This is a genomic window from Actinoalloteichus hymeniacidonis, from assembly GCF_014203365.1.
In the GTDB taxonomy this organism is placed as follows: Bacteria; Actinomycetota; Actinomycetes; order Mycobacteriales; family Pseudonocardiaceae; genus Actinoalloteichus_A; species Actinoalloteichus_A hymeniacidonis.
The window spans coordinates 2,924,405-2,938,320 of record NZ_JACHIS010000001.1; the positions used below are offsets into that span (position 1 = coordinate 2,924,405).

12 protein-coding genes are annotated in these 13,916 nt (G+C 66.8%); 4 read left to right on the top strand and 8 right to left on the bottom strand.

Going from position 1 to position 13,916, the window contains the following annotated elements; all coding sequences use genetic code 11:
• Positions 1–24: 24 nt before the first annotated feature.
• The gene (locus tag BKA25_RS12185) at positions 25–2,118 is read left to right on the top strand and encodes a beta-galactosidase (RefSeq protein WP_069853729.1); all 2,094 of its coding nucleotides are present in this window, start codon (positions 25–27) and stop codon (positions 2,116–2,118) included.
• Between the two features lie 91 nt (positions 2,119–2,209).
• Here the strand turns inward: BKA25_RS12185 and BKA25_RS12190 are convergent, their stop codons facing one another.
• The 3 genes from BKA25_RS12190 to BKA25_RS12200 form a co-directional block, all read right to left on the bottom strand.
• On the bottom strand, positions 2,210–3,202 hold the full coding sequence (locus tag BKA25_RS12190; RefSeq protein ID WP_069853728.1) for a LacI family DNA-binding transcriptional regulator: 993 nt from the start codon (positions 3,200–3,202) through the stop codon (positions 2,210–2,212).
• 214 nt (positions 3,203–3,416) lie between these two features.
• Positions 3,417–4,523, bottom strand: coding sequence for an MrcB family domain-containing protein (locus BKA25_RS12195; RefSeq protein WP_172803797.1), 1,107 nt, complete (start codon positions 4,521–4,523; stop codon positions 3,417–3,419).
• 68 nt (positions 4,524–4,591) lie between these two features.
• On the bottom strand, positions 4,592–5,401 hold the full coding sequence (locus BKA25_RS12200) for a helix-turn-helix transcriptional regulator (RefSeq protein ID WP_069849732.1): 810 nt from the start codon (positions 5,399–5,401) through the stop codon (positions 4,592–4,594).
• A gap of 130 nt (positions 5,402–5,531) precedes the next feature.
• Between BKA25_RS12200 and BKA25_RS12205 the strand changes: the two genes are divergently transcribed.
• Both BKA25_RS12205 and BKA25_RS12210 read left to right on the top strand, forming a co-directional pair.
• On the top strand, positions 5,532–5,966 hold the full coding sequence (locus tag BKA25_RS12205) for a hypothetical protein (protein ID WP_216637725.1): 435 nt from the start codon (positions 5,532–5,534) through the stop codon (positions 5,964–5,966).
• A gap of 382 nt (positions 5,967–6,348) precedes the next feature.
• Positions 6,349–7,113, top strand: a complete 765-nt coding sequence (locus tag BKA25_RS12210; protein WP_069849730.1) for a S1 family peptidase — start codon at positions 6,349–6,351, stop codon at positions 7,111–7,113.
• A gap of 65 nt (positions 7,114–7,178) precedes the next feature.
• On the opposite strand, the gene BKA25_RS12215 is transcribed toward BKA25_RS12210, so the two are convergent.
• From BKA25_RS12215 to BKA25_RS28645, 4 genes are all read right to left on the bottom strand, one after another.
• Positions 7,179–7,904 (bottom strand): SDR family NAD(P)-dependent oxidoreductase, encoded by a 726-nt coding sequence (locus BKA25_RS12215; protein ID WP_069849727.1) that lies wholly within the window; start codon positions 7,902–7,904, stop codon positions 7,179–7,181.
• Between the two features lie 241 nt (positions 7,905–8,145).
• Positions 8,146–10,080: a molecular chaperone HtpG gene (htpG, locus tag BKA25_RS12220; RefSeq protein WP_069849725.1), complete on the bottom strand. Its 1,935-nt coding sequence runs from the start codon at positions 10,078–10,080 to the stop codon at positions 8,146–8,148.
• 566 nt (positions 10,081–10,646) lie between these two features.
• The gene (locus tag BKA25_RS28640; protein WP_069849724.1) at positions 10,647–10,973 is read right to left on the bottom strand and encodes a YidB family protein; all 327 of its coding nucleotides are present in this window, start codon (positions 10,971–10,973) and stop codon (positions 10,647–10,649) included.
• A complete protein-coding gene (locus tag BKA25_RS28645) occupies positions 10,970–11,179 on the bottom strand; it encodes a hypothetical protein (protein WP_069849722.1) in 210 nt (69 codons plus the stop codon). The genes BKA25_RS28640 and BKA25_RS28645 overlap by 4 nt, the downstream gene beginning before the upstream one ends.
• A 290-nt stretch (positions 11,180–11,469) precedes the next feature.
• Between BKA25_RS28645 and BKA25_RS12235 the strand changes: the two genes are divergently transcribed.
• Positions 11,470–12,390: a LysR family transcriptional regulator gene (locus BKA25_RS12235; protein ID WP_069853726.1), complete on the top strand. Its 921-nt coding sequence runs from the start codon at positions 11,470–11,472 to the stop codon at positions 12,388–12,390.
• Here BKA25_RS12235 and BKA25_RS12240 read toward each other — a convergent pair.
• Positions 12,378–13,904, bottom strand: coding sequence for a tripartite tricarboxylate transporter permease (locus BKA25_RS12240; protein WP_069849721.1), 1,527 nt, complete (start codon positions 13,902–13,904; stop codon positions 12,378–12,380). The two genes, BKA25_RS12235 and BKA25_RS12240, sit on opposite strands and share 13 nt — an antisense overlap.
• Positions 13,905–13,916: the final 12 nt, after the last annotated feature.

Genomic DNA, 13,916 nt, shown 5'->3' on the forward strand with positions numbered 1-13,916 from the left:
CATCGCGAAAGGATCAGGATCTTCATGTCCCACCGCACCACCCCGAGCTGGCTGCGCGCACCGGATGGCTCCACCCCGGGCCTGGCCTTCGGCGCCGACTACAACCCGGACCAGTGGCCGCGCGAGGTGTGGGACGAGGACGTCGCCCTGATGCGGGCGGCGGGCGTCACGATCGTCTCCTTGGGCATCTTCTCGTGGGCGCGCATCCAACCCGCGCTCGACGAATGGGACTTCGAGTGGCTCGACGAGTCGATGGACCTGTTGCACGCGAACGGGATCTCCGTCGACCTGGCCACCGCGACGGCCTCACCCCCGCCCTGGTTGGCGGCGATGCACCCCGAGATCCTGCCGGTCACGCGGACCGGGGAGACACTGTGGCCCGGTGCCCGGCAACACTGGCGGCCGACCTCGCCGATCTTCCGGATGCACGCCCTGAAGCTGGTCACCCGGATCGCGGAGCGCTACCGGGACCATCCGGCGTTGGTTGCCTGGCATGTCTCCAACGAACTGGGCTGCCACAACGTCTACGACTACTCCGACGACGCGGCCCACGCGTTCCGGGTGTGGCTGCGGGCTCGTTACGGCACCATCGACGGCCTCAACCACGCCTGGGGGACGGCGTTCTGGTCGCAGCGCTACTCCGACTGGGAACACGTCCTGCCGCCGCGTCAGGCCGCTTCGCATCCCAATCCCACCCAGCAGCTGGACTTCAAGCGGTTCTCCTCCGACGCACTCAAGGAATACCTGCGGGTGGAGCGCGACGAGCTGCGTCGCATCACCCCGGACGTGCCGGTGACGACCAACTTCATGGTCATGGGCGGCACCAAGGGGATGAACTACGCGGACTGGGCCGCCGAGGTGGACTTCGTCTCCAACGACCACTACGTCATTCCTGGGCCGCAGGCGATCGACGAGCTGTCGTTCTCGGCCAACCTCACCAGCGGTCTGGCGGGCGGGCGGCCGTGGTTCCTCATGGAGCACTCGACCAGCGCGGTCAACTGGCAACCGGTGAACCTGGCGAAGCGACCGGGGGAACTGGCTCGGGACTCACTGCTGCATGTGGCCCATGGTGCCGACGCGGTCTGCTACTTCCAATGGCGGCAGTCGGCTGCCGGCGCAGAGAAGTACCACTCGGCGATGGTTCCGCACGCCGGGGCCGACAGTGAGGTCTTCCGCTCGGTGACCCGCCTCGGCGGGCTGCTGCGGGACCTGGCACCGATCGCGGGATCCACCCGCGCCGGTGCCCGGGCCGCGATCGTCTTCGACTGGGACTCCTGGTGGGCCAGCGAACAGGACTCGCACCCGACGTCGCTGCTGCGATACCACCGGGAGGCGCTCGACTGGTATACCGCGTTCCTGGCCCTGGGGGTTCGCGCCGACGTCGTCCCGCTGGCCGCCGACCTGAGCGGTTACGAGCTGGTCGTCGCCCCGGTGCTCAACGTGGTTCCCGCCGCGCTGCGCGACCGGCTCACCGACTACGTCCAGGCGGGCGGACACCTGGTCACCACCTACTTCTCCGGAATCGTCGACGAGAACGACCATGCGTGGCTCGGCGGCTACCCGGGTGCGCTGCGCGAGCTGCTCGGCATCCGGATCGAGGAGTTCGCCCCATTGCTGGAGGGCCAGACCGTGCGCCTGGACCTCGACGACGAGGACGCGGTCGGGTCGTTGTGGCGGGATCGCATCAGCAGCGTCGAATCCGACGTCGAGGTCCTCGCCCGCTATGCCGAGGGAGACCTGGCCGGATCGCCCGCGATCACCCGCCGCCCGGTGGGCGAGGGCTCGGCCGCCTATGTGTCCACCCGGCTCGGCCCGGCCGGACTGCAGGGCGTGCTGGCGGGGTTGCTGGCGCAGGCCGGGGTGGAGAGCGAACTTCCGGATTCGGTGCGTGGCAACGTGGAGTTGACGGTGCGCACCACCGGCGACGACGAGTTCTGGTTCCTGGTGAACCGCACCGATGAGCCCATCGCGGTTCCCGGCGAGCTGGGCCGGGTGCTGGTCGCCACCAGCGGACCGGCGCTGCCGTCGGCTGCGGAGGATGCGGTGCCCGTGGAACTGGAGCCCAGGGGAGTGGTGGTGCTGCGGCGCGGCGCTCCGGCCTCCGACCAACCGAACTGAGCCACGCGGGCGAGGCGGCCGGGCCTGCGTTGGTTCCGGCCGCCTTTCGCCTTGACTGCAGCCGAATCGGGTGCGACGGCGCGGGAACGGTTCAGTGGTCGCGACGGGGCGGCGCCGTGCTGTCTCGCCGCACCAACCGCGTCGGCACCAGACGTCGACCCGACTCGGTGCTCCCCGCGCGCATCTGTTGCAGCACGCCCTCCACCAGAAGTCGCCCCACCTCGGTGAAATCCTGATGGATCGTGGTCAGCGGCGGGAGAAAGGAAGCCGCGTCCGGGATGTCGTCGAATCCGACGACACTGACCTCCGCGGGCACCGCCCGGCCCGCCTCGTGCAACGCGCGCAGCAACCCCAGAGCCATCTGATCATTGGCAGCGAAGATCGCGGTGCACGCAGGCTCGGCAGCCAATTCCAGGCCCGCCCGATAACCCGATTCCGCCGACCAATCACCGTGCACGACGGCGGGCACCGCCCGCCCGTGCTCGACGAGGGTGTCGCGCCAGGCCGCTGCCCGTGCTCGCGCGGCGAACGACTCATCGGGCCCCGCCAGATGCCAGACGGTCCGGTGACCCAGATCGAGCAGGTGTTGCACTGCGGTCCGCGTACCACCGATCTGATCGGTGTCCACCACGTTGTACAGGTCGTCGGCGGCCGAGGCGGCGACCACGATCGGCACGTGGCGGGGCAACGAGATCGTGACCGCATCCAACAGATGGACCTCCAGGATGATGATGATCGCGTCCACGGCGAGCTCGTCGAGCCGGGTGAACGCGCCGCGCACGGCATCCTGGGTAGGCAGCATCACGGGCAGCAACGTGACCGCATAACCCTGCTGAGCGGCCGAGGCGGCGATCGCCTCCAGGGTCCGCACGTTCCCCGTGGTGGACAGCGTGAACAGAATGACCCCGATGGTCCGGAACTCCCCGCGCTTGAGCGCCCGCGCGGCGCTGTTCGGCCGGTAACCGAGTTCCTCCATCGCCGCCACCACCTGCCGCCGTGTCGACTCGACGACGCCGGGATGCCCGTTGGACACCCTGGACACCGTCTGCGACGACACCCCGGCCAACCGAGCCACGTCGGCCATCGAGACCCGCCGCCGCACCTCGCCACCCAAGTGTTCGCCCCCTTGATCCACCCAGACCAGCCACGGTTCTTCCGGCCGCCGACGAACACTGTAGGCGGGTTGTCTGGGCTGATCGGGATATCGGGGTGCTGCGCGGTAGCGTGGGATGTCGGAGAAACCCCTGATCGGAGGGCGAGCTAGGCCATCGCACTGTCCTCCGCATTAGAGGACGGCCTCAAGACGGACGGCCACGATCGTGCTGATCGAGCGAGTACCGGTAGGAGATAGGGCGTAGTGCCGCTTCCGAGACCTCCCACGGCCGGATCATGTACAGCGTGCCGCCGATGGCGACCGGAGGCACGCTCGTTGAATCCAACGCGATATTCGTCACGACGATCAAGGCGTTGTGTGGGTACTCCTTCTTATGTAGTTCCACCTCGGCGGCTGTGAGTACGATCTCTGCACCATCGGTGGTCGTCCCTTTCACTTCGACGAAGAGACGGGAATCCGACCGCGTCACGTCGAGGTCGTAGGAATGGGTGGCACCGACGTCGCGAACAGCGAATCCTTGAGAGATCAGGTGGGCGGAGGCCAATTGCACTGCTCGGCGCTCGATTGCGATCCGTTCGGCCGCTGAGAGCCGAAATCTCGGCCCATCAACTCTGGCGCGTGCGATGTTGCGCGAGGCGATCGTTGCGTCGGACACCTCGGGCGCAGGCTCTCCCGGTATTGACAGCGCGGAATCGAGCGCTCCATGGAGAATTTCCAGGAGCCGTTCCATGAAGTTGAGATCGCGAAGCAGCACGTCGTCGGCGGGTAGGTGCCCTCGGGCGTAGCGGAAAGCCACTACGTTGCCCAGCTCGTAGCCCCGGCCGAGTTGTGCGGTGGTGTCGAGGGAGATCTGCTTCACGAGTGGACTGTCGGTGATCTCGGCCGCGAGGACCCCACGCGCCCATTCTGCCCGTCGGGACAATTCATCGGCGGGTCTGCTGACGAGGGAGCCGTTGCCCCATTTGGCTGTTCCTTGTATCAAGGATAAATATAAGGACTTTCCGGAGGCGCCGAACAGATAGACCAGGTACCAACCTCTGGTTGCCGATGGCGACCGAGCGGGTGAGAAGATTCGAACCCAGGGAATGATCGTTTTGCGCCCGGCCCCGTCACTGCCAGCCACTTCGAGCGCTTCGGTGTCGCCGTCCGTGCCTGGTCGGCTGTTCCGATGGTGGCGAATTACCTTCGGTATCTCGTTGCGAATTAACATCCCTCGACGGTGCATCTCTTCAGTGTTCTCGGAGGTCCAGCTTTGCTGAAGCGTGAGCACTTCCTCGAATGAACTCCTCATGATCATATGATGACGTACTCCAGGTGTTCGCCTCTACACGTTCATCAGATGTGAAGAGCCTGTCCGTGCTACCGAGACACCTCCGCCAGACTGCGCAGCGCCTTCGCGGTGCGATCGTCCAAGGGGTAGAACAGCTCGATCGCAAGCTCGGAGAGTGTCACGTCGGCAGGGGCGCCGAAGGTGGCCATGGTGCCGAACATCGACAGCACGCCATGCGGAGTGCGAACGCGTAACGGGACCTGAATCGGACTGGTCTGCCCGGCCTCTGCCAGGTCATCGTCGGTGGTCGACGGCACGGGGTAGCGCAGGACCTCTTCATGCAGCTCCTGTAATTCGGGGTCCCCAGTGGCCTCGACCTGTCTCTGCAGTCTCTCGAGGAAGTACTCCCGTACTTCGGAGGCATTGGCGAGCCTGCGCGCCAAACCGTCCGGGTGCAGGGTCAGCCGGAACACGTTCGGTCGGGGACTGAGAAGCGACGGCGGGATGCCGTCGGTCAACACCGTCAGCGCCCGATTACCCGCCACCAGGTTCCAATGCCGGTCGACCACCACGGCGGGGTAGGGCTCGTGTGATTCCAACATCATGTCGAGGGCTGCACGCACCGCCGCCATGGCCTCGTCGGTGAGGCTGCTCTCTCGGTACTCCGGAGCGTGGTGGGCGGCGAGCAGGATGGTGTTGCGCTCTCGCAGCGGAATGTCCAAGGCGGTGGCCAACCGCAGCACCATGGCCCGGCTCGGGCGCGCCCGGCCGGTCTCCACACAGGACAGATGGCGGGTCGAGGTGTCGGCGAGCAGGGCCAGGTCGAGTTGGCTGAGCCTGCGCCGCTGTCGCCATCGGCGTAGCAGCGTTCCTGCCCGCGACGGCTGTTCCACATCCATTCTCGGCAGCGTATTCGGGCCGAAGTCGGCACAGCCATGACCTCACAGGTCATGGAGTCGATGCCCCGAGAGGTGCCAGTGTTCGGGCCACGGCAGGCATCGGCCGCCGACGAGATGTAAGGAGATCCGGATGGACATGACGACCGCGGCCCAACCGACCCGAGCGACGCCGGACGATTCGGCGCTGCTGCGCGCAACCCTGCGCTTCGATGCCTGGGGCACCGGTCTGTTCGGGGTGTTCATGCTGATCGGCGGCGGCTGGTTGGCCGAACCCCTCGGGCTCCCCGTGGCCTGGTCGGTGGCGTTCGGAATCGCGATGTTGGGCGGCGCGGCTTCTCTGGGGCTTATCGCGGGTTATCCGCAGATCCCCGCGCGGTTGGGCGGCACCGTGGTGGCGGGGAACTCGGTGTTCTGCGTGGCGTTGCTGGTGCTCGCCGTCGCCGATGTGCTGCCTCTCACCGCAGCGGGCACCGCATTCCTCGTGCTGGGCGCCGTGATCGTGGCTGTGTTCGCGGTGGCCGAGTTCCGGGGACTGCGCAGATCGTTGATCCTCCGGTCTCGTTGACCGGTTGCGCCGTGGTGGACCCCTTACTGGGCTGTTCGGATTAATTCGGGTTGCCCTCGTTCGTGGCGAGCAGGTGAAGATCTCGAGGCGCCGGCCTTCGAGGTCGGTAGTCGGTCCCACTGGCGAGTCAAAGCCGATCGCGCGTAGTCAGACCAGGTGATGAGCGTTCGGACCACGCGTGGGGAGTGCTCGATACCTGCCGGCGATGGGGCGGTCGATGGGCCACCCGATACCGCTTGTTGCGCTGTTCGGCGGATCGAAGAAGCCCAAATGGGTGCGTCCGAATGGCTGCGGACCATTTGTCGGTGTTCCGAACCTCGTGCTCGGGCGATGCTTCACAGCGCCCCTGCCTAAGTTGAAATCTGAATGAGGTGACGAACCCATGCGGCTTCACCGGGTTTTCTCCGCAGCGGCGCGAGCTGGTATCGCGCTGCTGTCAGTGGTCGCGATGACCACAGTTGTTCCCAGCGCCTCGGCCGAGACCGCAGCCGACACCGTTGCAGACGGCGGTGCGCAGACCTTCATCATCGATGGCGGAATCGCCACCGACGCCCCCTGGGCGGCCCGGCTGTACCGGGGCGGATCGGGATCCTGCTCGGCTACCGTGATCGCACCCGAGTGGATTCTGACCGCCCAGCACTGTGTTGGTGCGGGTGCCGAGATCACCTTCCGAGTCGGCAGTCTCGACGCCGAGAGCGGCGGCACCATCGTCGGCGTCGACGAGATCATCCACCACCCCTCGGCGGACATCTCGCTGGTCCGAATCGACCAGGCGGTATCGGTTCCCTTCTCCCCGCTGGGAACGGTCGGCGCCGCCGAGGTCGGCCAGACCGTCCAGCTGTACGGCTGGGGTGCCACCTGCACCGGCAACGAGGGAGCCTGCCAGTCGCGTGAGCTCAAGTACGCCGACACCCGCGTCGACAGCCTCAACGCGCGGGACTGGCTGGGTGGCATCGCCGTCGGCGTGAGCCGGATCAACGGCATCGCCGCAGGCGGTGACTCCGGCGGCCCGATGTTCGCCACCAGCCCGATCGACGGCCAGTACTACCAGATCGGCGTGGCCTCCACGAGTGACCGCGCCACGGTGTCCTTCTACACCGACATCACCCGCTACCGCGATTGGATCAGCTCGATCGCGGGAGTCTGATAGCGAGGTGGGCGGGACGCGCCTTGCGTCCCGCCCACAGCAATAGCTCGCTCCGAGCGCTCGCGTCAGTCGGTCGACGACTCTGTGGGCGTCGGGGCCACCGGTCGTTGTCCGGCCGCCAATCGGGTGGCGCCTGCGACCACGGACTGCCGCCATTCAGCCGGCAGCACCGCGAAGGTCCCATCCTCGATGGTGGTCAGCGCCTGGCGAGCCACCTCGGACGCGGCGACCCCGGCGTCGGACATCCCGGTGGACACCAGAGCCGGACAGATCACGCTGACGCCGATCGGCGTATCGGCCAGGGCCAGCGCGGTGTGCTCGGCGACCGCCAACACCGCGTGCTTGGACGGCCCATAGGCGCCGCCGCCCGGGAACGTCGCCGCGCCTGCCAGTGAGCCCGTGATCAGCAGATGCGCCGGTCGCGCCGCCGCCAGCAATCGGGGCACGAAGGCGCGCAGTCCGTTGACGACACCGCCGACGTTGACCGCGAACACCCGATCCCAATCCGCAGGCGACACCTCCCACGGTGCACCGACGTACGCGCCGACGATCCCCGCGTTGAGACAGATCAACTCCGCGTCTCCCGCAGCCTCGGCCAGTTCCTCGACGGCGGCGGGCACCGCGACATCGGTCGGAACCGCCCGCGCGCCCAGCCGGTCCGCGACCTCCTGCAACGCAGGAGCGTTCACGTCGGCCAAGACGAGGTCGGCCCCGCGCGCCGCCAGCGTCTCCGCCAGAGCCCGCCCGATGCCGCTGGCCGCCCCGGTCACCACCGCTGTTGCACTGCTCACGACACGGGAGCCTAGGACATCGCCCCGGTCGGTCCACCGGATTTTTCACGCCGAGCTACGTATCGATAGGCCCACGATGGGGGTGGATATATACATAGCTATTGCTTCAGTGTCAATCAAAATCAATGCTCGTCAAACCACCCGACCAACCCCGCAAAGACCGAAAAACGCATCGAACCCCGGTGGTCGGTCGCGAGAACTCCAACGCGACGACCACCGGGGCTCGAAGAGCGAATCCGAGTTAGAGCGCCTTCTCCAGCCGCCCCGCCAGCAGCTTGGTGAACCGTGCCGTATCGGTCAGCTCGCCGCCTTCCGCGAGCAGCGCCATGCCGTAGAGCAGCTCCGCGGTCTCGGCGAGGGCGTCGTTGTCGTCCGACTCCTCGTCGTGTGCGGTGCGCAGCCGCGTGACCAGCGGGTGGGTCGGGTTCAGCTCCAGGATGCGCTTGACCTTCGGGATGTCCTGCCCCATGGCGCGGTACATCTTCTCCAGGGTCGGCGTGACGTCGTCTGCATCGCCGACGATGCAGGCGGGCGAGGTGGTCAGCCGGGACGAGAGCCGGACCTCCTTCACCTCGGACTCCAAGGTCGTCGACATCCGGGAGAGCAGCGTCGCGAAGTCCTTCTCCCGCTGCGCACGCTCCGACTCGGAGGTCTTCTTCTCCTCGTCGCTGTCGAGGTCGACCTGGCCCTTGGCGATCGACTGGAACCGAGTGCCGTCGAAGCCGTCGATGGAGTCGACCCACATCTCGTCGATCGGGTCGGTCAGGGCCAGCACCTCGTAGCCCTTGGCGCGGAACGCCTCCAGGTGAGGGGAGTTCTCGATGCTCGTCCGGGATTCACCGGTCAGGTAGTAGATGTGCTCCTGGCCGTCCTTCATCCGCTCGACGTACTGGCGCAGCGTGGTCGGCTGCTCGGCATCGTGCGTGGAGGGGAACGAGCAGACGTCGAGGATGGCCTCGCGGTTGTCGAAGTCGGAGAGCAGCCCTTCCTTGAGTGCCCGCCCGAACTCCGACCAGAAGGTCGCGTACTTCTCGGCGTCCTTGTTCTTGAGGTCCTTGATCGTCGACAGCACCTTCTTGACCAGGCGCTTACGGATCAGCTGGATCTGGCGGTCCTGCTGCAGGATCTCCCGCGACACGTTGAGCGAGAGGTCCTGCGCGTCGACGACACCCTTGACGAACCGCAGGTACTCGGGGACGAGGTCCTCGCAGTCGTCCATGATGAAGACGCGCTTCACATACAGCTGAACGCCGCGCTTGCTCTCCCGCATGAACAGGTCCAGCGGTGCCCGGGAGGGCAGGAACAGCAAGGCCTGGTACTCGAAGGTTCCCTCGGCGTGCAGCCGGATCGTCTCGAGCGGGTCGCTCCAGTCATGGCTGACGTGCTTGTAGAACTCGCTGTACTCCTCGGGCGTGACCTCGTCCTTGGGACGTGCCCACAAGGCCTTCATCGAGTTGATGGTCTCCGGCTTCGCGGGTTCCGCGTCGGCCTCGGCGGCATCGTCGGCGGGCTCGACGGGGTCGGCGGCCAACCGGATCGGCCAGGTGATGAAGTCGGAGTAGCGGGTGACGACCTCGCGCAGCTTGGCGGGCGAGGTGTAGTCGTAGAGGCGGTCCTCGGCGTCGGCGGGCTTGAGGTGCAGGATTACCGAGGTGCCCTGCGGAGCGTCCTCGGCGGGCCCGATGGTGTAGGTCCCCTCACCACCGGACTCCCAGCGAACGCCTTCGGCCGCCCCGGCGTGCCTGGTCACGAGGGTGACCTTGTCCGCGACCATGAAGCTGGAGTAGAAGCCGACTCCGAACTGCCCGATGAGGTCCTGGGAGCCCGCCGCGTCCTGGGACTCCTTGAGCTTGCGGAGGAACTCCGCCGTTCCCGACTTGGCGATGGTGCCGATCAGACCGACGACCTCGTCGCGGGTCATGCCGATTCCGTTGTCGCGCACTGTCAGGGTGCGGTTCTCCTTGTCGACCTCGAGCGCGATGTGCAGGTCGGAGGTGTCGGCCTCGAGGTCTTTGTCGCGATAGGTCTCCAGTTTCAGTTTGTCCAGGGCATCGGACGCGTTGGATACCAGTTCCCGCAGGAAGGTGTCCTTGTTCGAGTAGATCGAATGGATCACCAGCTGGAGCAGCTGGCGGGCCTCGGACTGGAACTCGAGTGTCTCGACCGGCGTGGTCACGGGCGTCCTTTCCCAGTGTTTCTCCGCCGACGGCGGCGGCGCGTCGGGCGCCTCTCAGCCGTGGTGGCGTCGTGTTCGTCGCGATCGCGGATTCTACCGAACCGCCGTCGGGCGAGACTGAAAACCGCTGGTGAAGTAGGCACACTCGGACTGGCTGGCGGAGCGACGCTGCTTCGTGGCGCGAGCTGTCCAGGGCGTCTGGCAGGGGACGTCCGTCACCTCGGAGTTCGACGTCGCCGAACCGCTCCGAAGTCTGCGATTTCACCGCAGGCGAACGCGATTCGGTCGGCACCTGCGGGTGTTCCGTCGATCGCCATGGAGATCGCGAGGCAACCACGGCTGCCGCGGAGGTAGGGCATCCCCGACCCGAGTGACGGGCGAGGGGGCAGGCGTCGGGGCCTGCATATGGCGTCAAGCCGGACGACGTGCCGGTGGGATCAAACGGCGAGCTGGTGAGATGTGCGTCAGCGGGCCGGCACCCAACCCGGGCCCCGGCACCGCACTGCGGTGCGACGCGCGGGTTGGGAAGCCGGGGCTGCGGCTGTACGGCTAGCAGCCCGTGGCCGCTACTGCTTGTCGAAATTCACCGCGTGCTGCCGGAACTCCTCGTCCTCGGGCAGCTCACCGTCGGGAGTCACGGCATTGGCGGCCTCGGGCAGCTCTCGGGCGAGCTGTTCGGCGTACTCAAGCACGCTCATGCCTGCCTCGCTCGCCACCACCTGTAGTTCCTGTTCGTCCAGGACGGTCAGCAGCTGTTGCCCGGTAAGGGGCTGGTTCGGAGTCTCGGCGCTGACCCAGGACCCCACCTGCGCGGCGAATCCGTGGTCGGCCAGGAACAGCAGCAGCTGTCCCATGTCGATCGCGTTGATCTCGGTAGCGGCCTCTGCACTCACTTGGTGCCTCCGGTCTGCTGCGTGGCGCCCGCCTTGAGGGAGTCCTGCATGGACTGCACGGTCTGCGCTGCCTGCACAGCCAAGATCGCCAACGTCTTCAGGTTCTCCCGTACCTGCTCGTTGTTGCGCAACTGCTCGCCCACGGCCTTGATGACTTCCTTCTTCGCCGCCACCTTGACGAAGGTCCATACCAGTTTCTGGAACACGCAATCCCTCCTTGCACATCGTGTCGCATCGCGACTATCGGAGGGTGACCCAATGAACACGGACAGTTATGATGGGGGTGTGGTTGTCGCCGATGCCACCCGTGGCGCGGCGCGCCGGGGTGACGGACGGCGGGGAGCATCGCGCGGGAATCACTCTTCGGATGCGGAGGAGACGGACGACCACGCTGAGAGGTCTGGCGGCGAGGGCACTGACAGGGGGAGGAGCACACGGCTCGATACTGCGACGGCCTCAGCGAGGTCGTATGGATGCGGTACTGCAGGATCAGGGCATGCTGAACATGCGTGACCTGCAGTACTTCACCGTGCTGGCGGACGAGCTCAGCTTCAGTCGAGCGGCCGAGCGGCTCGGGATCTCGCAACCGACCTTGAGTCAGACGCTGCAGCGCTTGGAGAGATCGGTGGGCGGCAGGCTGATCGAGCGGACCACCCGTCGCAGTCGGCTCACCCCGGCGGGCGAGACTCTGGTGGAGGGGGCCCGGCAGCTCCTCGCCGACCTGGTGCGGTTGGAACGCACGACTCAGGATGCGGCGGCGGGGCGTGTCGGGTCGATTCGAGTCGGCTCGGTGAATCCGGCGATGCGGGTGTTGATGCCTCGGATCCTGCGGGCGGTGCGGGCCGAGACCCCCGAGGTGGAGGTCACCCTGCATCCGTCGAGTAGCCACACCCAACTTCGATTGCTGGTCGATGGGCAGCTCGAGGCGGGAATCCTGCGCGGGAGGGAGGCGCCTGCCGGGTTGGCCTTGGAACCGCTGATGAACGAACCGCTCTATGCGGCTGTGCCGAGCCAACACCCGGTCGCCCGGGCCGATGTCGTCGAGCTGGCGGACCTGAACGGACTGGACTTCGTCATGGCGCCCCGAGATCGGAATCCGTTGTTCTACGACGAGCTGATCAGGCTGTTCTCCGACGCCCGATGCTCGCCTCGGCGCATTCTGACCGCAGACGACATGTGGGCTCAGCTGGCGATGATCGCGGCGGGCAACGGGGTCGCCGTCCTTCCCTTCCTGTTCGTCGATCACAGCCGGGACGATGTCGTGTTCCGGCCGCTGGGACTGGATCTGGATGTGCCGTTGGCGGTGGTCTACGCGCCGGGCTCACCATCGGCTGCGGTCGCGGCGGTGCTCCGCGCCGCCCGTGCCGAGTCGGCCGGGCTGTTGGACGCGGAGCACCGTCTCGATCAGCCGGACTGAGTCGCCCGTTGCTCCTCGCCCGCCGTGGCGCGTCGGGAACGTCTACGGCGGACCGCGCCGACCACCGAGAACCCGATCATCGCGAGCGCGACGAGCAGGATCGTGAGCGAGCCAGGGCGAGTGACGAAGATGCCGAAGCCGCCGTCGGACAGGATCAGCGATTGACGCAGCGCCGTCTCCAGGATCTCGCCGAGGATGAAAGCGAGCACCATCGGGCCGAGCGGGAAACCCCACAGCCGCATGAAGTAGCCGACGACGCCGAAGCTGATCGCGACCCACATGCTCCAGGTGTTGTTGTCGATCGTGTAGAGGCCGATCAGGCTCACGGTGATGATGAGCGGCGCCAGCACACTGAATTTCAGGCGGAGGATCTGAACGAAGATCCCGATCAGCGGCAGACTCAGGATCAATAGGACGATGTTGCCGATGTACATCGACGCGATGACGCCCCAGAAGACGTCGGGGTGCTCGTCCACCAGCTGCGGTCCGGGAGTGATGCCATGGACCAGCAGCACGCTGAACAGCAGCGACACCGTCACATTGAAGGGGATGCCCAGACTCAGTAGCGGTACGAATGCCGAGGTCGACGAGGCGTTGTTCGACGTCTCCGGACCGGCGACGCCTTGGATGGCGCCCTTGCCGAAGGTCGCCGGGTGCTTCGCGACGCGACGTTCGACGCCGTAACTGACCAGCGAGGAGACGAGACCACCGCCGCCGGGCACCAGCCCGACGAGAGTGCCGATGATCGACCCTCGGGCGATCGGCCCACGACTCGCCTTGAGATCGCCCCGGGTGGGCCACACGCGACCGATCCTCGTGGTCTGCAGGGTGCCCTGGCTCGTTCCCGGCCGCAGGTTGTAGAGCACCTCGCCGATACCGAAGAGACCCAACACGATGGCCACGACGTCGAAACCCTCGACGAGCTGCAGTGAATCACCCGCGAAGCGAACGGCACCGGACACCGGGTCGAGGCCGACGGTGGCCAGGAACAGCCCGACCCCCGTGCCCACCATGGCCTTGGCGAAGGAGCCGCTGCCGATATAGGCGATCAAGAGCAGTCCGAGTGCCGCCAGGGCCGCGTATTCGGGCGGGCCGAGTTGCAATGCCAAGTCGGCGAGAGCGGGTGCGAAGAAGGTCAGGCCGATCAGGGCGACCGTCGCGCCGATGAACGAACCGATCGCGGAGATCCCCAGCGCCGGGCCCGCCCGTCCCCGGCGGGCCATCTCGTAGCCGTCGATCGCGGTGACGACGGAGGCCGCCTCGCCGGGGAGCCGCAGCAGCACCGACGTGACGGTGCCGCCGTACATGACGCCTGCGTAGACGCCAGCCAGCAGGATGATGGCCGTCTCGGGGGACATGCTGTAGGTGAAGGGGATCAGCAGCGAGATCGTCGTGATGGGCCCCAGCCCGGGTAGGACGCCGACGATGATGCCCAGGACGGCGCCGAAGAGCACCGCGAGCAGGTTGCCAGGCTCCAGGGCGACGGCGAAGCCCTGCAGAATCGCGTCGGTCATGACATCGCCTCC

What these genes read in the sequence shown, in the direction of transcription:
- BKA25_RS12185 (WP_069853729.1), top strand. Translation starts at nt 25, where the DNA reads ATGTCCCACCGCACCACCCCGAGCTGGCTGCGCGCACCGGATGGCTCC.
- BKA25_RS12240 (WP_069849721.1), bottom strand. Translation starts at nt 13,904, where the DNA reads ATGACCGACGCGATTCTGCAGGGCTTCGCCGTCGCCCTGGAGCCTGGC.
- BKA25_RS12195 (WP_172803797.1), bottom strand. Translation starts at nt 4,523, where the DNA reads ATGAGGAGTTCATTCGAGGAAGTGCTCACGCTTCAGCAAAGCTGGACC.
- BKA25_RS12235 (WP_069853726.1), top strand. Translation starts at nt 11,470, where the DNA reads ATGCTGAACATGCGTGACCTGCAGTACTTCACCGTGCTGGCGGACGAG.
- BKA25_RS12210 (WP_069849730.1), top strand. Translation starts at nt 6,349, where the DNA reads ATGCGGCTTCACCGGGTTTTCTCCGCAGCGGCGCGAGCTGGTATCGCG.
- BKA25_RS12200 (WP_069849732.1), bottom strand. Translation starts at nt 5,401, where the DNA reads ATGGATGTGGAACAGCCGTCGCGGGCAGGAACGCTGCTACGCCGATGG.
- BKA25_RS12205 (WP_216637725.1), top strand. Translation starts at nt 5,532, where the DNA reads ATGGACATGACGACCGCGGCCCAACCGACCCGAGCGACGCCGGACGAT.
- BKA25_RS12190 (WP_069853728.1), bottom strand. Translation starts at nt 3,202, where the DNA reads ATGGCCGACGTGGCTCGGTTGGCCGGGGTGTCGTCGCAGACGGTGTCC.